Origin of the sequence: Citrobacter sp. FP75 (genome assembly GCF_018342065.1) — a bacterium.
Lineage (GTDB): Bacteria > Pseudomonadota > Gammaproteobacteria > Enterobacterales > Enterobacteriaceae > Citrobacter.
Map to the genome: position 1 here is coordinate 1,104,048 of NZ_JAFDOE010000001.1, position 22,501 is coordinate 1,126,548.

At 50.7% G+C, this 22,501-nt stretch carries 24 protein-coding genes and 1 pseudogene; 15 read left to right on the plus strand and 10 right to left on the minus strand.

The genetic code is table 11. The features are described 5' to 3' along the window. Positions 1-144 precede the first annotated feature (144 nt). From JQ822_RS05450 to JQ822_RS05480, 7 genes are all read left to right on the plus strand, one after another. On the plus strand, positions 145-792 hold the full coding sequence (locus tag JQ822_RS05450) for a YchE family NAAT transporter (protein ID WP_196209003.1): 648 nt from the start codon (positions 145-147) through the stop codon (positions 790-792). Between the two features lie 770 nt (positions 793-1,562). Further along, positions 1,563-3,194 (plus strand): oligopeptide ABC transporter substrate-binding protein OppA, encoded by a 1,632-nt coding sequence (oppA, locus tag JQ822_RS05455; RefSeq protein WP_213132584.1) that lies wholly within the window; start codon positions 1,563-1,565, stop codon positions 3,192-3,194. A gap of 234 nt (positions 3,195-3,428) precedes the next feature. After that, positions 3,429-4,349: an oligopeptide ABC transporter permease OppB gene (gene oppB / locus JQ822_RS05460; protein WP_096756798.1), complete on the plus strand. Its 921-nt coding sequence runs from the start codon at positions 3,429-3,431 to the stop codon at positions 4,347-4,349. A gap of 18 nt (positions 4,350-4,367) precedes the next feature. Further along, positions 4,368-5,276, plus strand: a complete 909-nt coding sequence (gene oppC / locus JQ822_RS05465) for an oligopeptide ABC transporter permease OppC (RefSeq protein ID WP_096756799.1) — start codon at positions 4,368-4,370, stop codon at positions 5,274-5,276. A gap of 11 nt (positions 5,277-5,287) precedes the next feature. Next, complete coding sequence (gene oppD / locus JQ822_RS05470) at positions 5,288-6,301, plus strand: murein tripeptide/oligopeptide ABC transporter ATP-binding protein OppD (protein WP_213132585.1); 1,014 nt, start codon at positions 5,288-5,290, stop codon at positions 6,299-6,301. Continuing rightward, entirely contained in the window at positions 6,298-7,302 is a 1,005-nt protein-coding gene (gene oppF, locus JQ822_RS05475) for a murein tripeptide/oligopeptide ABC transporter ATP-binding protein OppF (RefSeq protein ID WP_135322073.1), read from the plus strand. Before oppD ends, oppF begins: the two co-directional genes overlap by 4 nt. 45 nt (positions 7,303-7,347) lie before the next feature. Beyond that, positions 7,348-8,184 (plus strand): ion transporter, encoded by an 837-nt coding sequence (locus tag JQ822_RS05480; protein WP_213132586.1) that lies wholly within the window; start codon positions 7,348-7,350, stop codon positions 8,182-8,184. A 36-nt stretch (positions 8,185-8,220) separates the two neighbouring features. Here JQ822_RS05480 and JQ822_RS05485 read toward each other — a convergent pair whose 3' ends face one another. Both JQ822_RS05485 and cls read right to left on the minus strand, forming a co-directional pair. Then, a complete protein-coding gene (locus tag JQ822_RS05485; RefSeq protein WP_213132587.1) occupies positions 8,221-8,550 on the minus strand; it encodes an HI1450 family dsDNA-mimic protein in 330 nt (109 codons plus the stop codon). 34 nt (positions 8,551-8,584) lie between these two features. Further along, positions 8,585-10,045: a cardiolipin synthase gene (cls, locus tag JQ822_RS05490; protein ID WP_135322070.1), complete on the minus strand. Its 1,461-nt coding sequence runs from the start codon at positions 10,043-10,045 to the stop codon at positions 8,585-8,587. A gap of 142 nt (positions 10,046-10,187) precedes the next feature. Here cls and JQ822_RS05495 point away from each other — a divergent pair, with 142 nt between their 5' ends. Next, a complete protein-coding gene (locus tag JQ822_RS05495) occupies positions 10,188-10,361 on the plus strand; it encodes a YciY family protein (RefSeq protein ID WP_135322069.1) in 174 nt (57 codons plus the stop codon). 52 nt (positions 10,362-10,413) lie between these two features. On the opposite strand, the gene JQ822_RS05500 is transcribed toward JQ822_RS05495, so the two are convergent. Further along, positions 10,414-10,710: a YciI family protein gene (locus JQ822_RS05500; RefSeq protein ID WP_213132588.1), complete on the minus strand. Its 297-nt coding sequence runs from the start codon at positions 10,708-10,710 to the stop codon at positions 10,414-10,416. A gap of 215 nt (positions 10,711-10,925) precedes the next feature. Here JQ822_RS05500 and tonB point away from each other — a divergent pair, with 215 nt between their 5' ends. After that, complete coding sequence (gene tonB, locus JQ822_RS05505) at positions 10,926-11,651, plus strand: TonB system transport protein TonB (RefSeq protein WP_213132589.1); 726 nt, start codon at positions 10,926-10,928, stop codon at positions 11,649-11,651. Between the two features lie 80 nt (positions 11,652-11,731). Here the strand turns inward: tonB and yciA are convergent, their stop codons facing one another. The 4 genes and pseudogenes from yciA to JQ822_RS24315 all read right to left on the minus strand — a co-directional run. Continuing rightward, positions 11,732-12,133, minus strand: a complete 402-nt coding sequence (gene yciA / locus JQ822_RS05510) for an acyl-CoA thioester hydrolase YciA (protein WP_096756806.1) — start codon at positions 12,131-12,133, stop codon at positions 11,732-11,734. 154 nt (positions 12,134-12,287) lie between these two features. Continuing rightward, positions 12,288-12,827: a septation protein A gene (locus JQ822_RS05515; protein WP_213132590.1), complete on the minus strand. Its 540-nt coding sequence runs from the start codon at positions 12,825-12,827 to the stop codon at positions 12,288-12,290. 56 nt (positions 12,828-12,883) lie between these two features. Next, positions 12,884-13,627: a YciC family protein gene (locus tag JQ822_RS05520; protein WP_213132591.1), complete on the minus strand. Its 744-nt coding sequence runs from the start codon at positions 13,625-13,627 to the stop codon at positions 12,884-12,886. Between the two features lie 28 nt (positions 13,628-13,655). Next, a pseudogene (locus tag JQ822_RS24315) lies at positions 13,656-13,742 on the minus strand (YkgJ family cysteine cluster protein); the annotation flags it as partial. Between the two features lie 279 nt (positions 13,743-14,021). Between JQ822_RS24315 and ompW the strand changes: the two are divergent. From ompW to JQ822_RS05550, 6 genes are all read left to right on the plus strand, one after another. Then, positions 14,022-14,660 (plus strand): outer membrane protein OmpW, encoded by a 639-nt coding sequence (gene ompW / locus JQ822_RS05525; protein WP_213132592.1) that lies wholly within the window; start codon positions 14,022-14,024, stop codon positions 14,658-14,660. A 297-nt stretch (positions 14,661-14,957) separates the two neighbouring features. Then, complete coding sequence (arsR, locus tag JQ822_RS05530; RefSeq protein ID WP_213132593.1) at positions 14,958-15,311, plus strand: As(III)-sensing metalloregulatory transcriptional repressor ArsR; 354 nt, start codon at positions 14,958-14,960, stop codon at positions 15,309-15,311. 51 nt (positions 15,312-15,362) lie between these two features. Beyond that, positions 15,363-16,652 carry an arsenic transporter gene (locus tag JQ822_RS05535; RefSeq protein ID WP_213132594.1) on the plus strand — a complete coding sequence of 430 codons (1,290 nt, stop codon included), beginning with the start codon at positions 15,363-15,365 and terminating at the stop codon, positions 16,650-16,652. Positions 16,653-16,664: 12 nt separating this feature from the next. Further along, on the plus strand, positions 16,665-17,084 hold the full coding sequence (gene arsC / locus JQ822_RS05540) for a glutaredoxin-dependent arsenate reductase (RefSeq protein WP_213132595.1): 420 nt from the start codon (positions 16,665-16,667) through the stop codon (positions 17,082-17,084). Between the two features lie 163 nt (positions 17,085-17,247). Continuing rightward, the gene (locus JQ822_RS05545) at positions 17,248-17,523 is read left to right on the plus strand and encodes a hypothetical protein (RefSeq protein ID WP_213132596.1); all 276 of its coding nucleotides are present in this window, start codon (positions 17,248-17,250) and stop codon (positions 17,521-17,523) included. A gap of 101 nt (positions 17,524-17,624) precedes the next feature. Continuing rightward, the gene (locus JQ822_RS05550) at positions 17,625-19,088 is read left to right on the plus strand and encodes a GGDEF domain-containing protein (RefSeq protein ID WP_213132597.1); all 1,464 of its coding nucleotides are present in this window, start codon (positions 17,625-17,627) and stop codon (positions 19,086-19,088) included. Positions 19,089-19,129: 41 nt separating this feature from the next. Here the strand turns inward: JQ822_RS05550 and trpA are convergent, their stop codons facing one another. From trpA to trpCF, 3 genes are read right to left on the minus strand one after another with little or no spacing between them, the layout of a single operon-like run. Further along, positions 19,130-19,936, minus strand: coding sequence for a tryptophan synthase subunit alpha (trpA, locus tag JQ822_RS05555; RefSeq protein ID WP_213132598.1), 807 nt, complete (start codon positions 19,934-19,936; stop codon positions 19,130-19,132). Beyond that, positions 19,936-21,129 (minus strand): tryptophan synthase subunit beta, encoded by a 1,194-nt coding sequence (gene trpB, locus JQ822_RS05560; protein WP_213132599.1) that lies wholly within the window; start codon positions 21,127-21,129, stop codon positions 19,936-19,938. Before trpB ends, trpA begins: the two co-directional genes overlap by 1 nt. 10 nt (positions 21,130-21,139) lie before the next feature. Continuing rightward, entirely contained in the window at positions 21,140-22,498 is a 1,359-nt protein-coding gene (trpCF, locus tag JQ822_RS05565; protein ID WP_213132978.1) for a bifunctional indole-3-glycerol-phosphate synthase TrpC/phosphoribosylanthranilate isomerase TrpF, read from the minus strand. Positions 22,499-22,501: the final 3 nt, after the last annotated feature.

Below are 22,501 nucleotides of genomic sequence, written 5' to 3' on the forward strand. Positions count from 1 at the left end.
ATTAATAACACTGAGTATTGGTAGCATGTTTACAGAGATATACACAGATAGAAGGTGAAGAATGCTGCCAAAAGGCGTATCTTCAGCGCGGTTTTTAACAGTTTTCATGACTCATTTTATCCGGCTAACGCTTCGGAGCTAACCGTGATCCAAACGCTATTTGATTTTCCTCTCTATTTTAAATTTTTCATTGGGTTATTTGCGTTGGTTAACCCCGTAGGGATCATTCCTGTCTTTATCAGCATGACCAGCTACCAAACCGCAACTGCACGTAATAAAACCAACCTGACGGCAAACCTGTCGGTGGCCATCATCCTGTGGACCTCGCTGTTCCTCGGTGATGGTATCCTGCAACTCTTCGGTATCTCGATTGATTCGTTCAGAATTGCCGGTGGGATTCTGGTGGTGACCATCGCAATGTCGATGATCAGCGGAAAGCTCGGTGAAGATAAACAAAACAAACAGGAAAAATCAGAGACCGCTATACGTGAGAGTGTCGGCGTTGTCCCGCTGGCATTGCCATTGATGGCGGGGCCGGGGGCGATAAGTTCAACCATCGTTTGGGGAACACGCTATCACAGTGCATTAAACCTGTTCGGTTTCTTTGTGGCGATTGCCCTGTTTGCCCTGTGCTGTTGGGGGCTGTTTCGCATGGCGCCCTGGTTGGTCCGCTTGCTGGGACAGACGGGCATCAACGTTATTACGCGTATTATGGGGTTACTGCTCATGGCGTTGGGTATTGAATTTATCGTCACCGGCATTAAATCCATTTTCCCCGGCTTGCTGGCCTGACGGCACCGCTCACTGTAAACGGAGTTGGCCATCAACTCCGTTCTTTTCATTATCAGTAAAACTTCTCACTAAAGTTGAAAATCAGCGTTGAAATTGTAAAAGAAGCCGAACGCCAATCTCCCTCTCATCCATTGATTTAAAAGGTAATTATTTTTTCGGCTACCTAGCTAAACAGAGTGCACGTTGTTATTTTGCTAACATCATACACTGGGGCTTGCTGTAGGATTATCGAAATGTTATTAGTTATTTCAGCATCTATTTTAGATGAATGTGCTAATTAATAACCAATTGTTAAATTTATGTGCATTTTGACAGCGAATGGACACCGGACAGGGTAATCAGTCATGCTGTTAACGCAGTGCGTTGTTTATTATGTGTTTTTTATAAAAAACTCTATTTTCGAGACCCAGTTTTGTGGGCTTTTTTTTCGATAAAAGAGAATTGGTTAACAAATCTGTAAAATGTATTGGCGGTTAAGAAACGCATTTGATACTTTCCGGCCAGGTATTTTGCAGAAGATTTAACGTTGATGAGAATTATTTTCACTTGGTCTTTGTCAACAGAGTAACCGTGTGTTTCCGGCAGGGGAGGCACGCAGATAATCGACGCAAGGCGGTCGTACGAATCGCCAGAATAAATAAAGTCGGTGATAGCAAGCAGTAAACAATAAACCACCTGACGGCAGAAAATCTCCGGTGCCGTACAGGGATCCGTACAGGATTAACAGTCTGGTTAAAAAACCAGCCATAATAATGAGGGAGTACAACACAATGACTAACATCACTAAAAAAAGTTTAGTAGCTGCGGGGATTCTATCTGCGCTAATTGCGGGAAATGTTGCCACGGCGGCAGACGTGCCTGCCGGTGTTCAACTGGCAGAAAAGCAAACGCTGGTGCGCAATAATGGCTCGGAAGTTCAGTCCCTCGATCCACACAAAATCGAAGGTGTACCGGAATCCAACATTAACCGTGACCTGTTTGAAGGTTTATTAATCAGCGACGTTGATGGCAAGCCATCTCCTGGCGTGGCTGAGAAATGGGAAAATAAAGATTTTAAAGTTTGGACGTTCCATCTGCGTAAAGACGCGAAATGGTCGGACGGATCCCCCGTTACCGCACAAGATTTCGTTTATAGCTGGCAACGTCTGGCGAATCCGAATACCGCTTCACCGTACGCCAGCTATTTGCAGTACGGCCATATCGTTAATATTGACGATATTATCGCCGGTAAGAAACCGGTCACCGATCTCGGCGTGAAAGCCATTGATGACCATACTTTTGAAGTCACTCTCAGCGAACCGGTTCCTTATTTCTACAAACTGCTTGTTCACTCCTCCGTTTCCCCAGTGCCTAAAGCGGTGGTGGAAAAATTTGGTGATAAATGGACCCAGCCTGCGAACATCGTTTCTAACGGCTCTTATAAATTAAAAGATTGGGTCGTCAACGAACGCATTGTGCTTGAGCGTAATACCAACTACTGGGACAACGCAAAAACTGTGATTAACCAGGTAACCTACCTGCCAATTTCTTCTGAAGTGACTGACGTTAACCGCTATCGCAGCGGTGAAATCGACATGACCTACAACAACATGCCGATTGAGTTATTCCAGAAACTGAAAAAAGAGATCCCGAACGAAGTACACGTTGACCCGTATCTGTGTACCTACTATTACGAAATTAATAACCAGAAACCACCGTTCAACGATGTGCGCGTTCGTACTGCCCTGAAGATGGCGCTGGATCGTGATATTATCGTCAACAAAGTGAAGAATCAGGGCGACCTGCCTGCGTACAGCTTCACTCCGCCGTATACCGATGGGGCAAAACTGGTTGAGCCAGAGTGGTTCAAGTGGTCCCAGGAAAAACGTAACGAAGAAGCGAAAAAACTGCTGGCTGAAGCAGGTTTCACGGCGGAGAAACCGCTGACCTTCGACCTGCTGTATAACACCTCCGATCTGCACAAGAAACTGGCTATCGCTGCTGCCTCTATCTGGAAGAAAAATCTGGGTGCCAACGTTAAGCTGGAAAACCAGGAGTGGAAGACCTTCCTCGATACCCGTCATCAGGGTAACTATGATGTCTCTCGTGCTGGATGGTGTGCGGATTACAACGAACCGACCTCCTTCCTCAATATGGTGCTGTCAGACAGCTCCAACAACACCGTTCACTATAAGAGCGCGGCATTTGATAAGCTGATTGCCGATACGCTGAAAGCGACTGACGAAGCGCAGCGCAGCGAGCTGTATTCGAAAGCGGAGCAGCAACTGGATAAAGACTCTGCAATTGTACCGGTTTATTACTATGTTAACGCCCGTCTGGTGAAACCATGGGTAGGCGGATACTCCGGTAAAGACCCGATGGATAATATCCACGTTAAAGACTTGTATATTATCAAGCATTAATGGCAAGACGTGGGGCAATCTTTTGTTGCCCCACAGTGTCTTTTTCTTCGAACTATAAATACCTCTTTAGACAAAGAGAGGTATACCCTAAATAATTCACGTTGCAGGAAGGCGGCAACGCAGCGAATCGTCAGGAGCTTACTTAAGTAAGTGACTGGCGTGAGCGAGTAAAGCCAACGCACCTGCAGCTTGAAGTATGACGGGTATAAAGGCACACGCCAGAAGGTACGGGCAATGTTAAAATTCATATTACGTCGCTGTCTGGAAGCGATTCCGACGCTATTTATACTTATTACGATCTCATTCTTTATGATGCGTCTTGCGCCGGGAAGTCCTTTCACCGGTGAACGCGCGTTACCGCCAGAGGTACTGGCGAATATTGAAGCGAAATATCATCTTAATGATCCTATCACCACCCAGTATTTCAGTTATCTGAAGCAACTGGCGCACGGCGATTTTGGACCTTCCTTTAAATATAAAGATTACACGGTTAACGACCTGGTGGCCTCGAGCTTTCCGGTTTCAGCGAAACTGGGTGCCGCTGCCTTTATCCTGGCGGTACTCGTTGGCGTCAGTGCCGGAGTCATCGCTGCGCTGAAGCAAAACACGCGCTGGGATTATACGGTGATGGGGGTGGCGATGACCGGGGTGGTTATCCCCAGTTTTGTGGTCGCGCCCTTATTAGTGATGATATTTGCGATAACGCTGAAATGGTTGCCCGGTGGTGGCTGGAACGGTGGGGCGCTGAAATTTATGATCCTACCGATGGTGGCGTTGTCGCTGGCCTATATCGCCAGTATCGCGCGTATCACCCGTGGGTCGATGATTGAAGTACTGCACTCTAACTTTATTCGTACCGCACGGGCGAAAGGCTTGCCGATGCGGCGGATTATTTTCCGTCACGCGTTAAAGCCTGCGTTGCTGCCGGTATTGTCCTATATGGGCCCGGCGTTCGTCGGCATTATTACTGGTTCGATGGTTATTGAAACTATCTATGGTTTGCCGGGTATTGGACAACTGTTCGTCAACGGCGCACTGAACCGCGACTACTCGCTGGTATTGAGTCTGACCATTCTGGTGGGGGCATTAACGATTGTGTTCAATGCGATTGTTGATGTGCTGTATGCCGTAATCGACCCGAAAATCCGTTACTGATACTGGAGCTCGCTATCTATGATGTTAAGTAAGAAAAACAGCGAGACGCTGGAGAATTTCAGTGAAAAGCTGGAGGTCGAAGGCCGCAGCCTGTGGCAGGATGCGCGTCGACGCTTTATGCATAACCGCGCGGCGGTAGCAAGTCTGGTCGTGCTGGTGATTATCGCGCTGTTTGTGACCCTTGCGCCGATGCTGTCGCAGTTTACCTACTTCGATACCGACTGGGGAATGATGTCCAGCGCGCCGGACAGCGAGTCCGGGCACTATTTTGGTACCGACTCATCGGGGCGTGACCTGCTGGTGCGTGTGGCGATTGGCGGACGTATTTCGCTGATGGTCGGGATTGCCGCGGCCCTGGTGGCGGTTATTGTCGGCACGCTGTACGGTTCTCTGTCGGGCTATCTCGGCGGTAAAATTGACTCCGTAATGATGCGTCTGCTGGAGATCCTCAACTCCTTCCCGTTCATGTTCTTCGTCATCCTGCTGGTGACCTTCTTTGGGCAAAACATCCTGCTGATTTTTGTGGCGATCGGCATGGTCTCCTGGCTGGATATGGCACGTATTGTGCGTGGTCAGACGCTGAGCCTGAAGCGCAAAGAGTTTATTGAAGCCGCGCAGGTGGGTGGGGTGTCGACCGTGCGTATTGTTATTCGCCACATTGTACCGAACGTGCTGGGCGTGGTGGTGGTGTACGCATCGTTGCTGGTGCCGAGCATGATCCTGTTTGAATCCTTCCTGAGTTTCCTTGGGTTAGGGACACAGGAGCCTTTAAGTAGCTGGGGGGCGTTGTTAAGCGATGGCGCTAACTCAATGGAAGTCTCACCGTGGTTGCTGCTGTTTCCGGCAGGTTTCCTGGTGGTGACGTTGTTCTGTTTCAACTTTATTGGCGATGGCCTGCGTGATGCCCTCGACCCGAAAGACCGTTAAGGAGTGCAGCCATGAGCGTAATTGAAACCTCAGCCGCGCCGCTCGCGCAACAACAGGCTAACGCACTGCTGGACGTGAAAGATCTTCGCGTAACGTTCGCCACCCCCGATGGAGACGTCACTGCGGTAAACGATCTGAACTTTTCGCTGCGTGCCGGAGAAACGCTGGGTATTGTCGGTGAATCTGGCTCGGGGAAATCGCAAACGGCGTTTGCCCTGATGGGACTGCTGGCGGCCAATGGTCGCATCGGCGGTTCCGCGACGTTCAACGGACGTGAGATTCTAAATTTACCGGAACGCGAACTGAACAAACTGCGTGCCGAACAAATTTCGATGATTTTCCAGGATCCCATGACCTCTCTGAATCCGTATATGCGGGTCGGGGCGCAGTTAATGGAAGTGCTGATGCTGCATAAAGGCATGAGTAAAGCGGAAGCCTTTGAAGAGTCCGTCAGAATGCTGGATGCGGTCAAAATGCCGGAAGCGCGCAAGCGTATGAAGATGTATCCGCATGAGTTTTCCGGCGGGATGCGCCAGCGTGTGATGATCGCCATGGCGCTGCTGTGCAGGCCGAAGTTATTAATCGCCGATGAGCCGACAACCGCGCTCGATGTTACGGTTCAGGCGCAAATCATGACGCTGCTGAATGAACTCAAAAGCGAATTTAATACCGCGATTATTATGATCACCCACGACCTTGGCGTGGTTGCCGGGATCTGTGACAAGGTTCTGGTGATGTACGCCGGGCGTACCATGGAATATGGCAGCGCGCGCGATGTCTTTTATAAGCCCGTTCATCCCTATTCTATTGGTTTGCTCAACGCAGTGCCGCGTCTGGATGCTGAAGGGGAAGAGATGCTGACTATCCCGGGCAACCCGCCAAACCTGCTGCGTTTACCAAAAGGATGTCCGTTCCAGCCTCGTTGCCCGCATGCGATGGAAATCTGTAGCAGTGCCCCACCGCTGGAAGAGTTTAGCCCGGGCCGCCTGCGCGCCTGCTTTAAACCGGTGGAGGAACTGGTATGACAACAGCGACTGAACAACGAAAAGTGCTGCTCGAAATAGCCGACCTTAAGGTTCATTTTGATATCAAAGATGGCAAGCAGTGGTTCTGGCAACCCTCAAAAACCTTGAAGGCTGTTGATGGGGTGACTCTGCGACTGTACGAAGGTGAAACCTTAGGTGTGGTGGGCGAGTCAGGCTGTGGTAAATCCACTTTTGCCCGTGCAATTATCGGTCTGGTGAAAGCCACCGATGGTAAGGTAGCCTGGCTGGGTAAAGATCTGCTGGGCATGAAACCCGATGAGTGGCGGGCCGTACGCAGCGATATTCAGATGATTTTCCAGGATCCGCTGGCCTCATTAAACCCGCGTATGACCATTGGTGAAATTATTGCCGAACCGCTGCGCACTTATCATCCCAGTCTGTCTGGTCAGGAAGTGCGCGACCGCGTGAAGACGATGATGATGAAAGTGGGGTTACTGCCAAACCTTATCAACCGCTATCCGCATGAGTTTTCGGGCGGGCAGTGTCAGCGTATCGGGATTGCTCGCGCATTGATCCTCGAACCGAAGCTGATTATTTGTGATGAGCCGGTTTCCGCGCTGGATGTGTCTATTCAGGCGCAGGTAGTTAACCTGTTGCAACAACTGCAGCGTGAAATGGGATTATCGTTAATCTTTATTGCCCATGACCTGGCGGTGGTTAAGCATATTTCCGATCGTGTGCTGGTGATGTATCTGGGACATGCGGTGGAACTGGGCACCTACGACGAGGTGTACCATAATCCGCTGCACCCTTATACCAAAGCGCTGATGTCGGCAGTACCGATCCCCGATCCTGACCAGGAGAGGAACAAGACCATTCAGTTGCTGGAAGGCGAATTGCCGTCACCGATAAATCCGCCGTCTGGCTGCGTGTTTCGTACGCGCTGTCCGATTGCCGGACCGGAATGCGCGAAAACGCGACCGGTTCTGGAAGGAAGTTTCCGTCATGCGGTTTCCTGCCTGAAAGTAGACCCGCTATAATCGTGAGGGCTGTCAACGGCAGCCCTTATTATAGATGAGGTAAATGTGTCTGGCTTAGTCTCTTCTGTTCGTCGAACTCTGTTTCGAACATTATTCGATTTAAACACACGCTCGGGGCGCCGTTTTGAAGGAATGTGCGCGCTGTTCGCATTGCTTAGCGTAATAGTTATCTTCATTGAGTCTGGGGTTGGGACGCAATACCATTTAACCTACGATGAATGGCATATTTTTGTCTGGCTGGAAGTGTTTATTACTCTGGTCTTTACCATCGAATATCTGCTTCGCTTATGTTGCTGGTCTAATCCCGCAAAATATGTGTTTAGCTTTTGGGGAATTATTGATCTTGCCACCATCCTGCCGCTGTATGTGATGTGGCTCTGGCCGGAAATCAGTTTGAGCTATGTTTTCGCCTGGCGCGCGATGCGTGTGTTGCGCGTACTGCGTATTCTCAAACTGCTGCGCTTTATGCCTTCACTGCGCGTGTTCTGGAACGCAATAAAAAGCGCCCGTCATCAGTTGGTCCTGTTCTACTCTTTTATTGCCATTTTGATGATTATTTTCGGCGCGCTGATGTATCTCATTGAGGGGCCGAAGTATGGATTTGATACGCTGAATGCGTCGGTGTACTGGGCAATAGTGACGGTAACGACGGTCGGTTATGGGGATATTGTGCCGCATACGCCGCTGGGCCGCATGGTGGCATCAGTGCTTATCCTGATCGGCTATTCTGTGATTGCCATCCCGACAGGATTGATCACCACGCACATGAGCAGCGCGTTTCAGCATCGGCAGAATCAGCGCAAATGCCCTCAGTGCCAGCAGCATCAGCATGAGCACAGCGCGCAATTTTGTAACCGCTGTGGAAGTAAGCTTCCCGATTAAATAAAAAAAGCTGCGTGAGCAGCTTTTTTGTCTGGATTACTCGCGCCAGAGAATATGGCAGAGCTTATGATCTTTTTCGCGGCATAACAGGACGCGTGCGAAAATATCGTTAATCTCGCCATCTTCTGAGTCAGCCAGACCAATCACCACTTCGGCAAAAAAGTCAGGGTTCAGATCAAAGTCAACATGCTCCTGCCAGTCTTCCGCGGGGTCAAATAACTCTGCGCCACCGCGCTCTTCAAACTGCAAATTGAACAGCAGAATGTCAGCAGGGTCGAGATTGTCGGCCGCCAGTTCGAGAAAAATGTCATAAGCCTGCTCAAGCGTTTCGTCTTCAGTCAGGCGATTGTTCAAATCCATATCCATAATGACTACCTGTTTACTGTCTCTTGGGCACGTTTTACAGCAACGGGCTAAAGAAGTAAAACAGTCGCTCGGTTATCCGTTGCCAGAGAGGCCTTTTTAGCCACAAACGCGCATCAAGCAGGCGAGAGCGGGAGATATAATCGTCCTGAACTGCCGCGAGGTCGGCACCAAATCCGGCATCGTCAATCACCAGCGTGATCTCAAAATTTAGCCACAGACTGCGCATGTCCAGATTCACGGTACCGACCAGACTCAGCTCGCCATCGACCAGCACGCTCTTGGTATGTAGCAACCCTCCTTCAAACTGGTAAATCTTAACCCCAGCGGCCAGCAGTTCGGTGAAAAAGGCCCGACTTGCCCAGCCAACCAGCATGGAATCATTTTTACGAGGAAGAATAATGCTCACATCGACACCACGCTGGGCCGCCGTACAGATGGCATGCAGCAGATCATCGCTGGGGACGAAGTAGGGCGTGGTCATGATTAAATATTCGCGTGCAGAGTATGCCGCGGTGAGTAAGGCCTGGTGAATCAAATCTTCAGGGAAACCGGGACCGGAGGCAATAGTATGAATCGTGTGTCCGCTGGCCTGCTCAAAAGGCATAATATTGACATCGGGCGGTGGGGGTAAAATCCGCTTACCGGTCTCAATTTCCCAGTCGCAGGAATAGACAATCCCCATGGCGGTGGCGACCGGGCCTTCCATTCTCGCCATCAGATCGACCCATTGACCGACGCCGGAATCCTGTTTAAAGAAACGTGGATCGACCATGTTCATACTGCCGGTGTAGGCGATGTAATTGTCGATCATTATCATCTTACGGTGTTGACGCAGGTCCATACGGCGTAAGAAAACACGCATCAAGTTAACTTTCAGCGCCTCGACAACTTCAATACCTGCATTACGCATCATCGCGGCCCACGGGCTGCGGAAGAATGCTACGCTGCCCGCAGAATCCAGCATTAAACGACAGTGAATACCGCGGCGTGCTGCGGCCATTAATGATTCTGCAACCTGATCGGCCATACCGCCCGGCTGCCAGATATAAAAAACCATCTCAATGTTATGGCGCGCGAGTTGAATGTCGCGGATCAGCGCCTGCATTACATCATCGGAGCTGGTAAGCAGTTGAAGCTGGTTCCCCTTAACGCCGCCTATGCCCTGACGACGTTCGCACAGCTTAAAGAGAGAAGAGGCGACGCTGCTGTTCTCCTGAGCAAAAATATGCTTACAGGCTTTCAGGTCGTTCAACCACTTGGCCGTTGAAGGCCACATCGCTCTGGCGCGTTCGGCACGACGTTTACCCAGGTGGAGTTCACCAAAGGACAGATAAGCAATGATCCCGACCAATGGCAGAATATAGATGATCAAAAGCCAGGCCATTGCGGAGGGCACTGCGCGTCGCTTCATCAGAATGCGTAATGTTACGCCAGCAATGAGTACCCAGTATCCCAGAATGACCAGCCAACTCACCACGGTGTAGAAGGTTGTCATAAATTTAAAAATCCTTTTGAAAGCGTATTGTTAAGAGTTTACGCATCAGGATTCATCTGGCAAATAAAAACACGGGAAAACTACTGGTCTGCCTTCGGTCTGGCGGTATAATGTCCGCTCTGTGACTGTAAGAGTAGTTAACATGAAGCGTAGTAGAACGGAAGTGGGGCGCTGGCGGATGCAGCGTCAGGCTAGCCGCCGTAAAGCGCGTTGGCTTGAAGGACAATCGCGCCGTAACATGCGCATCCACACCATCAGAAAGTGCATTCTCAACCATCAACGTAACTCGTTGCTGTTTGCAATCCACGGTATCTGATCAAAAAGGGCACCGCTGGCGGTGCCCAATGTTTGCTTGTTCGTTGTGTTTATTAAAATACTTTTTTATACGGTTTTACTGAAACCTGCGCGTAAACACCTGCCGCTACATACGGGTCAGCTTCTGCCCACGCCTGTGCTGCTTCCAGTGATTCAAATTCGGCAATCACGGTTGAACCGGTAAATCCTGCCGCGCCCGGGTCGTTGCTATCTACTGCGGGCATAGGACCTGCGGTCAACAAACGTCCTTCGTCATGAAGTAATTGCAGACGTGCCAGATGCGCTGGGCGCACCGAAAGCCGTTTTTCGAGAGAATCGGCGATATCTTGACCATAAATTACATACAGCACGGGTAGCGCTCCTTGAACGGTAAAAGTCGTTAATTACGTTATTGGAAAGGCTTTATAACTGCAACGGAAAGATAACCGATTTGTTAAGCCCACATTTTTGAAATGGTTTATTATCATAAAATCGCGTTTTAAATGCCGCTTAGCGCCATGGGCTTATTGAATATGATTGCTATTTGCATTTAAAATCAGGGCCTGGTTTTTTAACTGAAACGATTATGACTTCAATGACCCTTGATTTACCTCGTCGCTTTCCCTGGTCGACGTTACTTTCCGTCGGCATTCATGGTGCTGTAGTGGCAGGGCTACTGTATACCTCGGTACATCAGGTTATTGAACTGCCTGCGCCCGCGCAGCCGATTTCTGTCACGATGGTCGCACCTGCTGACCTCGAACCACCGGAGGTCGTTCAGCCGCCACCGGAGCCCGTTGTGGAGCCTGAACCGGAACCCGAGCCGATTCCTGAGCCGCCAAAAGAGGCACCGGTTGTCATTGAGAAACCGAAGCCGAAGCCAAAACCAAAGCCTAAACCGGTGAAGAAGGTTCAGGAGCAACCGAAGCGTGACGTTAAACCGGTAGAGTCGCACCCGACCGCACCGGTTGAAAACACTGCGCCTGCGCGTTCGACCACCAGTACTGCACCAGCGACCAGCAAACCGGCCGTGAGTGCGCCTGCTGGCCCGCGTGCGCTGAGCCGTAATCAGCCACAGTACCCGGCACGTGCGCAGGCGCTGCGTATTGAAGGTCGCGTAAAAGTGAAATTTGACGTGACGTCAGATGGACGGGTTGAGAATGTGGAGGTACTTTCCGCGCAGCCTGCCAACATGTTCGAACGCGAAGTGAAGAATGCCATGCGCAGATGGCGCTACGAGGCAGGAAAACCCGGCTCCGGGCTGGTGGTGAATATTGTCTTCCGTCTGAACGGTACGACGCAGATCGAGTAAGAAGTAAGCCGGATGAGACGGTACGCCGCCATCCGGCAATTGTCACGGTGATGGCCTGATAGTGACGTTAGCGCGTTTTATCAGGCTGATGCGGGGATCGGACGGGGTTTGCCGTCTTTATCGACAGCCACGTAGATAAATAATGCTTCGGTGGCCTTGTAGCGCTGCCCAATTGGCTCCGATGCCACTTTCTTAACCCAGACTTCAATATTGATGCTGATTGACGTGGTGCCACGTTTCACACAACGCGCATAGCAACAAACCACGTCACCCACGGCAACCGGGCGTAAAAAACTCATTCCTTCCACTCGCACCGTTACCACACGACCGTGTGCGATTTCTTTGGCCTGAATAGCGCCACCAATATCCATCTGTGACATCAGCCAACCGCCAAAAATATCGCCGTTAGCGTTGGTATCGGCAGGCATGGCCAGAGTACGTAAAACCAGCTCACCCTGAGGGGTGTTATTCGTTGTTGTCATTGTAGAACCGACTGTAGAGAAAGATTACAGGCGGATGCTACTAGAATTTTTGGGCTGAGAACAGAGGGGATACGGCGCGCAACGCAGTGTTAGGGGGAGAGAAGAACGTAGTGGAATAAAAATTCGCCAGATCCGCAGATCTGGCGAACGGTTATTACGATTTATCTTCCTGTGGCAGATGGCGGTATATATAAACCCCGCTCAGCAGCGTGAAGACCAACGTCAGGGCGGTTAAGCCGAACACTTTGAAGTTAACCCAGATATTTTGCGGCAGCCAAAACGCGATGTAGATATTCGCCAGGCCGCACAGGATGAAAAAGACGGCCCAGGCCAGGTTCAGTTTCGACCACACCGGTTGCGGCAGCGTCAGCTCTTTGCCTAACATGCGCTGGATCAGCGGCTTTTTCATCACCCACTGGCTTATCAGTAAGGCCCCCGCAAAGAGTCCATAAATCACCGTTACCTTCCACTTAATGAATTCATCGTTGTGGAAGAAAATGGTCAGGCCGCCAAATACGGCCACCAGAATAAAGGTGAATAACGCCATCTTCTCGACCTTGCGATAGCGAACCCAGCTGTAAATCAGCACCACGGCCGTCGCGACAATGAGCGCTGAGGTCGCCGCATAGATGTCATAAAGCTTATAAAAAGCGAAAAAGACAACCAGCGGTAAAAAATCAAGAAACTGCTTCATTCTTCGATTCCGTAATCAAAAAAGCATCGACCGGGAGGCCGGGATGCATACAGGGTTTATTGGCGAATCAGCATATACAGGCGGAACAAATAGATTAGCAAAACGGCAGAAATCATATTGCTCAGCGTATTCGCCACTACCGCACCAACGTTCGGCGTTAATACTGCAAAAGTGGGTGCCAACAGCAACAGTGACGTTTTTGCCAGCAGCCAACCGATCACCGCGGGCGCAACCAGTCGCATATTAGACCACGCCAGACGCATACTGTTGCGCATCGCGACAAAGACACCCATTTTGTCCTGAACCATCATCACTGGCGCAAGCGACAGCAGAATGGCCAACAGAATGCCGGGAACAACGACCAGCATAATACCGATTTGCACCAGCAGGGTAGTCAGAAAAATCAGAATAAACAGCTTAGGCAATACCGGCGCACTGGCGCCAATCGCCCGCAGCGCACTGACCCGATGGCCTGCTGAAATTAACTGAATCATCAGAATAATGCCGCCGGCGAGGATTGCATTGCCAATGAGTCCAGAAAACGTCGATGCCGCAGATGCGCGTAACAGGATTTGCTGTTGTTCCGGTGTCATGTTCTGTACCAGATCGAACAGTCCCACACTGTTGGTTATCTGATCCCCTTCACTGAGTTGCGCAATCTGCGCGTCGCTGGGGGAAAAAGCATGCCCTAACACCACTGTGATAAACGCGCACAACAGCGATACCAGTAAGATGGTAATGAATTGATTGCGGAAAAAGTTTCCCGTGTCACGGTAAACGGACTTCGCCGTGATTGACATGCACTCTCCTTGAGTTTTGCAGGTGTTCATTTGCGGGCAATTGTACCCTGGATAACTCTACAGTGGCAGCATCGCAAGGTGTATGGAAAAGCATATCTTTGTAAAGCGCCGGTAATTTTTGGCTATGACTTCAGCGCTATGCAAGAACGCTGGTTGTTCCGTGTACACCATGGCGTCCATACGCCTGTTACCATCGGTGGGGAAATGCTTGCGAGGTGGAAATATATCAAAATTGATCTGAATTAAGTTAACCAGGATTTTGAATACAAGTTCTAACTTAATCTGGATCAATAAATGTTAAATTACAGGCCTTAATGTGATCTGTGTTAGATCATTTATTACTCCATTGTAGGTATATTCATTCCGCTTTTATAACCATAACGATGGAGCGGAGATGAAAAAATTAACAGTGGCAGCATTGGCTTTCACAACTCTACTTTCCGGGAACGCATTTGCGCATGAAGCTGGAGAGTTCTTTATTCGCGCAGGTTCTGCAACCGTAAGACCGACGGAAGGCGCGGGCGGTACCCTGGGAAGTTTGGGTGGTTTTAACGTCAGCAATAACACACAACTGGGGCTGACATTCACCTATATGGCGACTGACAATATCGGTGTTGAATTACTGGCAGCAACGCCGTTTCGTCATAAAATCGGCACGTCAACCACCGGTGATATTGCGACCGTTCACCACTTACCACCAACGCTAATGGCGCAGTGGTACTTTGGTGACTCAAGTAGCAAACTGCGTCCTTACGTTGGCGTCGGCGTTAACTACACCACGTTCTTCGACGAAGGATTTAACGATAACGGCAAAGACACCGGACTATCTGACCTGAGCCTGAAAGACTCCTGGGGTGCGGCGGGACAGGTGGGGATGGACTACCTGATCAACCGTGACTGGTTGATCAACATGTCGGTCTGGTACATGGATATCGACACCACGGCAAGCTACAAACTGGCTGGCGCACAGCAGCATGACAGCGTACGCCTCGATCCGTGGGTGTTTATGTTCTCTGCGGGTTATCGTTTTTAAGTTCTTCTGCAAAACCCTTGTAAAACTCTTCTGCAAAACTGGTCATCAAATGACCAGTTTTTAGTTCGTCCAATTCAACGTCAACAGGCTGCACCATTGCCTCCTTCAGGGCCGATCCGGCGCAATTACTGATAGAAGAATAAAAACGCCGCAAAGCGACTGTGTTCACTAATTGATGAGTAACTCATCCGTAAAAGTAGAATTAAAGCCACATGACTACACATTTGAAAAATCGAATATGTAGTTGACGATGCCCAACTATTGCCTGAAACTACAGGGAGAATTCAGGGGATTAAAATGGTTGAACTAACTTCTCTACAACTTTTCAAAAACCTTTCCGACGAAACCCGCTTGGGCATCGTGTTGCTGCTCAGAGAGGTGGGAGAGCTGTGTGTGTGCGATCTCTGCACGGCACTGGACCAATCACAGCCTAAGATCTCCCGTCATCTGGCAATGCTTCGGGAAAGTGGCTTATTGCTGGATCGCAAGCAGGGCAAGTGGGTTCACTACCGTTTATCCCCGCATATTCCTTCCTGGGCCGCTCAGGTGATCGAGCAAGCCTGGTTAAGCCAGCAGGACGACGTACAGACCACCGCCCGTAAGCTGGCATCGGCAAACTGCTCTGGTAGCGGTAAGTCTATTTGTATCTAAAAAATTTGCCTGAACATATATGCTTTTTCGAATATGAAGTGAGGGAAGGTTATGCTACTGGCAGGCGCTATTTTTGTCCTGACAATTGTTTTGGTTATCTGGCAACCGAAGGGATTAGGGATCGGCTGGAGCGCGACGCTTGGCGCGGTACTGGCTTTGATTTCTGGCGTTGTACATATAGGTGATATCCCGGTAGTGTGGCATATCGTCTGGAACGCGACGGCAACGTTTATTACCGTGATTATCATCAGCCTGCTGCTCGACGAATCTGGATTTTTCGAATGGGCGGCGCTGCATGTTTCACGCTGGGGAAACGGTCGCGGTCGTTTGCTCTTTACGTATATTGTTCTGCTCGGCGCAGCGGTATCGGCACTGTTTGCCAACGATGGCGCGGCGTTAATTCTGACGCCAATCGTTATTGCCATGCTGCTGGCATTAGGGTTCAGCAAAGGGACAACACTGGCATTCATCATGGCTGCAGGGTTCATTGCCGATACTGCCAGCCTGCCGCTTATCGTGTCGAACCTGGTGAATATCGTATCGGCGGACTTCTTTGGTCTGGGATTCGCCGAATATGCTTCGGTGATGGTCCCGGTTGATATCGCAGCCATTGTTGCCACGCTGGCTATGTTGCATCTGTTTTTTCGCAAAGATATCCCGCCGACTTACGATCTGACCCTCCTTAAAACACCGGCAAAAGCAATTAAAGATCCGGCTACGTTTCGCACTGGCTGGATTGTTTTGACTCTTCTGCTGGTGGGTTTTTTCATCCTTGAGCCGCTCGGTATTCCCGTTAGCGCAATTGCAGCAGTTGGCGCTGTAATCCTGTTTGCAGTGGCGAAACGAGGCCATGCTATTAACACCGGTAGCGTGTTGCATGGTGCCCCCTGGCAGATCGTCATCTTCTCACTGGGGATGTATCTGGTGGTTTATGGCTTGCGCAACGCAGGGCTAACGGAATACCTTTCAGGTGTACTGAATGTGCTGGCGGATAACGGCCTATGGGCCGCAACGTTAGGGACGGGGTTTCTGACGGCTTTCCTGTCTTCTATCATGAACAACATGCCTACCGTGCTGGTTGGCGCACTGTCTATCGATGGCAGCACCGCAACCGGCGTTATTAAAGAGGCGATGATCTACGCCAATGTGATTGGCTGCGATCTGGGGCCGAAAATCACACCTATTGGTAGCCTTGCAACGCTGATCTGGCTGCATGTACTTTCACAGAAGAATATGACGATTACCTGGGGCTATTACTTCCGCACCGGGATTATCATGACCCTTCCTGTGTTGTTTGTAACGCTGGCCGCGCTGGCGCTACGTCTCTCTTTCACTTTGTAATGAGATACTGAAATGAGCAACATCACGATTTATCACAACCCCGCCTGCGGTACGTCGCGTAATACGCTGGGGATGATCCGCAACAGTGGTACCGAGCCGACCGTTATTCTTTACCTCGAGAACCCACCGTCACGCGATGAGCTGGTCAAACTCATTGCAGCCATGGGCATTTCAGCCCGGGCTTTGCTGCGTAAAAACGTTGAGCCTTATGAGGAACTGGGACTCGCGGAAGATCAATTTACTGACGATCGGTTAATCGGCTTTATGCTGCAGCATCCGATCCTGATTAACCGTCCGATTGTGGTTACTCCGCTGGGAACAAGACTGTGTCGTCCTTCAGAGGTGGTTCTGGATATCCTTCCGGATGCACAAAAAGGCGCTTTCGCGAAGGAAGATGGCGAGAAAGTTGTTATTAATGCACCGCTTCCTTAGGTGTTTATGTTCTCTGCGGGTTATCGCTTCTAACTCTGTGATTCACATAGTGAAAGCTGGTCGCATTGTGGCCAGCGTTTTGTGTCCTGTTTTTCCTTTCCCACCTTTTCACTCTTCGATGAAATGCTACTCTTTAGGAAAACCCGCTTTGAGGGCATTAGCGATGGAATTGACCCGCCAACTGCTGCAACAAAAAATTTCACTTCTGGAATCTTCAACCAACGATGACATGGCAGATTTCACCCTGTATGCTGCGCGCGCGCTGCTGGCGTACATGAGTCGGGTGGAAAGCCTGGAAAAAGCCCTTGCTGTACCGATCACATTACCTTTTTGTAGCACCAGCCCGGTTTGTGAAATTGAAGCCGGTTATGCCGCAGGAGTCAATGACTGCCGCGAGGCAATTCGCCGGGCGGGTTATCCGATTGATGGTGATGATTAGTTTGCATTTTTGTTAAAAGATATATGATTTTTATGTGTAAATCTGTAACTTAGCGCTCAGGTAAATGATTTGGCAATGTTGTTAACTCTCAGGGTGGACTCGTGAAGATTGTGCAGGATAAGCTCAGAAACCGGCAGGCATTGCTGGTCTCGGGCCTCATTACACTGATATTTACTTCACTGTTCCTGTTTATCATTTACGAACAACGCATGGCCACATCGAGTGAAGGGATTAATCGTCTGCAAACTCGTATGATGGAGATCTTCAACGACAATGAACTCATCGCTGATGCGATAGGTGAACGATACCATCACATCAAAATTGGTGGGCAATGTGGCGATATGTCACTCTTTACTCCGCGGAATAGTGATGAATGGGGAATCAATGCCGATCGCAAGCGGGTACATTCGGCATCGGGAACGATCATTGCCAAAGCACCCAGTATAGAAGCCTTGTGTATGTTCACCGCAGCAGAATTTATTCGTAGCATGGTTAATGCGCTCAATCCGGGCAGCTTTGATGCACATCGCTACATCATCGCCAAAGACGCAGATTATTTTTACTGGTTTACACCAGTCGATTCGCGCAACTTTAATTTTTATGATTCCGACATGGCGAAGGGTATTTCCAACTTTTTCTATCCACCAGTTGATTTTTATACCCGATTACTGCAAAAAAACGTCAAAAACAAAGCCCTCAGCTCAACAAACTTTTATACCGATAAAATTACCGGAGAAAAAGCGTTTAGCGTGGTGAGCTATATTTACGATCTTTCAGGTAAAGAAGTCTCTGACCATATAGTGGCATATCTGGTGTATGACCATGCGAGACCTGAACTTCAGGAGTCGCTGGCAAACGCGTTTGAACATCAACTCCCACCGGGACTCAACGTGGAGTTGGTGAATCTGCTTAACCAGGAGAGCCTCTGTTTAGCCGGTAAATGTGAAGCCCTGAACAACCCTCATGTCAGGTTATTGTCAGAAAAATATGCGCTGCACTATTCGCTATCATTAGGTCGTTTTATGGTGCGCGATGCACAGGCGGGGATTGTGATTCTTCTGGCGCCGTTCTTCTTTATTATTATTAGTTTTTCGCTGAAGTCGTGGCTGAATGAAAGTGACCTCAAGGTGTATATCGATTCTCTGACCGGTTGCTTTAACCGCAGGATCCTCGACATTATTAAACGCCGGGATTTATCCCACTGTTCGGTCGTGCTACTGGATTGTAATAAGTTCAAGGCCGTCAACGACACCTGGGGCCACGCGGCGGGCGATCGTGCGCTGCAAATCATTGCCAACAGAATGCTGTCGAATACCCGAACCAGCCACGATCTGGTGATTCGTACCGGTGGGGATGAGTTTATGATCCTGCTGTTTCGCTCTCAGGCCAGTGACGCTATCGCCATCGCCGAGCGCATTAGCGGGCAGGTTAACAACCATGTATTTGTGGTGGATGGTCACACCGTACCGCTGTCTGTGTCGTGGGGGATTGCGGAGGTAAACGGCCAACTGGATATGGCTATTCAGAATGCGGATAACGCCATGTACCAGATGAAGCAGGCATAAGAAGGGTAAAACCGCCAGAGGGCTCTGGCGGTTGCTGCATTTTACTGATGTGTGGCGGCTTTCATCGCACTGACAAAGGCTTTTAGCTCAGCCAACATCTGTTCCGGTGCGTTGACATTTTTTTCGATAATTTTGACTATCGCCGAGCCAGAAATCGCCCCGGCAGCACCGGCTTCAATCGCTCCCGTTACCTGATCCGGCGCAGAGATACCAAAGCCCTGCAAAGACGGCGGTGCATCGTACTGTTTTAGCTTCTCGACCAGATGATGCAGCGGTAACGCGGCACGATTTTCAGCGCCGGTAACACCAGCACGCGACAGCAGATAGGTATAACCGCGACCATAGGACGCAATCTGGCGCAGCAGTTCGTCATCCGCGTTAGGCGGGCAGATGAAAATAGGCGCAACGTTGTGGCGTAATGCTGCGGTCCTGAATGGCGCTGACTCCTCGACCGGTACATCGGCAACCAATACTGAATCCACACCGACTTTTTCGCACTGCGCGTAAAATGCGTCAATGCCTTTGCTGAACACCAGGTTGGCATACATCAGCAGGCCAATTGGGATGGTCGGATACTTTTGGCGGATTAGCGCCAGCATTTCGAAACATTGTGACGGTGTAACGCCTGCGGCAAAGGCTCGTAAGGTCGCTTCCTGAATGGTTGGACCGTCAGCCAGCGGGTCAGAGAACGGAATACCGAGTTCCAGCGCGTCAGCACCCGCGTCGATCAGCGTATCAATAATCTTCAGAGACTGCTCAACAGAAGGGTCGCCGAGGGTGACGAAGGGGACAAATGCACCTTCTTTGCGGTCCTTCAGCTGTGCAAACAGGTTTTCATAACGTTCCATCAGATTTCCCCTCGTGCTTTCAAAATATCGTGTACGGTGAAAATGTCTTTGTCGCCGCGACCGGAAAGGTTAACCACCAGCAGTTGCTCTTTTTCCGGATTATCACGCATCATTTTCAACGCGTGGGCCAGGGCATGAGATGACTCAAGAGCCGGGATGATCCCTTCGTGCAGGCACAGGGTTTTGAAAGCGTCCAGCGCTTCGTCATCGGTAATCGACACATAGTCGGCGCGGCCAATGCTGTTCAGGTAGGCATGCTGTGGCCCGACGGACGGGAAATCCAGACCGGCTGAAATCGAGTAGGACTCTTCGATTTGCCCTTCTTCGGTTTGCATCATCGGCGACTTCATGCCGAAGTAAATCCCGACGCGACCATGCTTTAACGGTGCGCCGTGTTCACCGGATTCAATCCCATGACCGCCCGGCTCAACGCCAATCAACCCGACGCTGGTTTCATTGATAAAGTCAGCAAACATACCGATAGCATTCGACCCACCGCCCACACAGGCGATAACGGCATCCGGCAGGCGACCTTCTTTTTCGAGGATCTGTGCTTTGGTTTCTTCACCGATCATGCGCTGAAACTCACGCACAATGGTTGGGAAAGGGTGCGGGCCTGCCGCCGTACCGAGCATATAGTGCGCGGTATCGTAGCTGCCAGACCAGTCGCGCAGCGCTTCATTACACGCATCTTTCAGCGTCGCGGAGCCGCTATGTACCGGGATCACCTCGGCACCCATCAGACGCATACGGAACACGTTGGGTGACTGACGTTCGATGTCTTTCGCGCCCATATAGATGCGACACTTCAAGCCAAGCAACGCACAGGCGAGTGCGGAAGCGACGCCGTGTTGACCAGCCCCCGTTTCGGCGATGATCTCGGTTTTACCCATGCGCTTTGCCAGTAACGCCTGACCCAGCACCTGGTTAGTCTTGTGCGCGCCGCCGTGCAGCAAGTCTTCACGCTTAAGATACAGCGTGGTGTTGGTGCCTTTAGTAATGTTCTGGCATTTGGTCAGCGCGGTAGGGCGGCCGGCGTAGTTTTTCAGCAAGTCGGTGAACTGCGCCTGAAATTCAGGATCTTTCTGCGCGCTGACGAAGGCTTCTTCCAGCTGGCGCAGGGCAGGCATCAGAATCTGTGGCACATACATGCCGCCAAATTCACCAAAATAGGGGTTGAGTAATGTTGTCATGTCCTTTTCCTTAATATGCGCGCAGTGTTTGAAAGACCGAGGCCAGCAGGTGAGCATCTTTGATGCCCGGCTGCGACTCTACGCCAGAATTGAAATCGAGACCGGCACAGCCGGTTTTTGCCGCCTCGACGCAGTTATCTGCACCGAGCCCGCCAGCCAGTAAAACGTTATCCAGCGATTGTCCACCCAACAGGGACCAGTCAAAGCGCTGTCCGCTGCCGCCATGACCGTTGTCGAAAACGTATTTATCAACATACTGATAGCGACGGGCTGGCAGTGACTCGCCCACGCTCAGCGCCTTCCAGATTTGCACCTGCTCGGGCAGCACATCGCGCAGGGCGTCCACATAAGCTTGATCTTCGCTGCCGTGCAGTTGCACTGCGTTGAGCGACAGCGCTGACACTTTTTCGCAAACGTCGGAAATGTCGGTGTTACGGAACACGCCAACGTACTGCAACGGTGCGCCGGTCATGACTTCCCGCGCCTGCTCAACGCTCACTGCGCGCGGGGAGGTAGGGACAAAAATCAACCCGCCATAAATCGCGCCGGATTCATACGCCGCGTTGGCATCCTGCGCGCGTGTCAGTCCGCACACTTTATTCTCGCCAAGCAGCACGCGACGCACCGCTGCATGCAGGTCCTGATGTGACATCAGCGCGGAGCCAATCAAGAAACCATTAGCGAAGTGGCTCAGTTCGCGCACCTGACCGTAGGTATTAATGCCGGATTCGCTGATGACGGTCACGCCGTGGCCCAGTCGCGGAGCCAGCTGGCGGGTGCGATTGAGATCGATAGACAAGTCACGCAGGTCGCGGTTGTTAATGCCCACGACTTTTGCGCCAAGCGCAATGGCACGTTCCAGCTCTTCTTCGTTACTGACCTCGGTCAGCACGCCCATTTTCAGACTGTGCGCAACGGCGGCGAGCTGACGATATTGTTCATCATCCAGTACCGACAGCATCAGTAAACAGGCGTCAGCCTGGTAGTGACGCGCCAGGTAGATCTGGTAAGGATCGATAATAAAGTCCTTACACAGAATCGGCTGCGGCGCGATGCGGCTGACGATGGGCAGAAAATCAAAGCTTCCCTGGAAATATTTCTCGTCGGTCAGCACGGAAATCGCTGAGGCGTAATGTTTATACACGCCCGCAATGTATGCCGGGTCGAAGTCATCGCGGATCACGCCTTTTGACGGAGAGGCTTTTTTGCACTCCAGAATAAACGCGGTACGCGCCCCTTGCAGCGCATCATAAAAGTGACGCGAGCTTGGCTGAACATCATTTTGAAAGCTGGCCAGCGGTTGTTGCTGTTTGCGGGCTTCTACCCAAATCGCCTTGTCTGCGACAATTTTCGCTAAAACGGTTTGCATCAT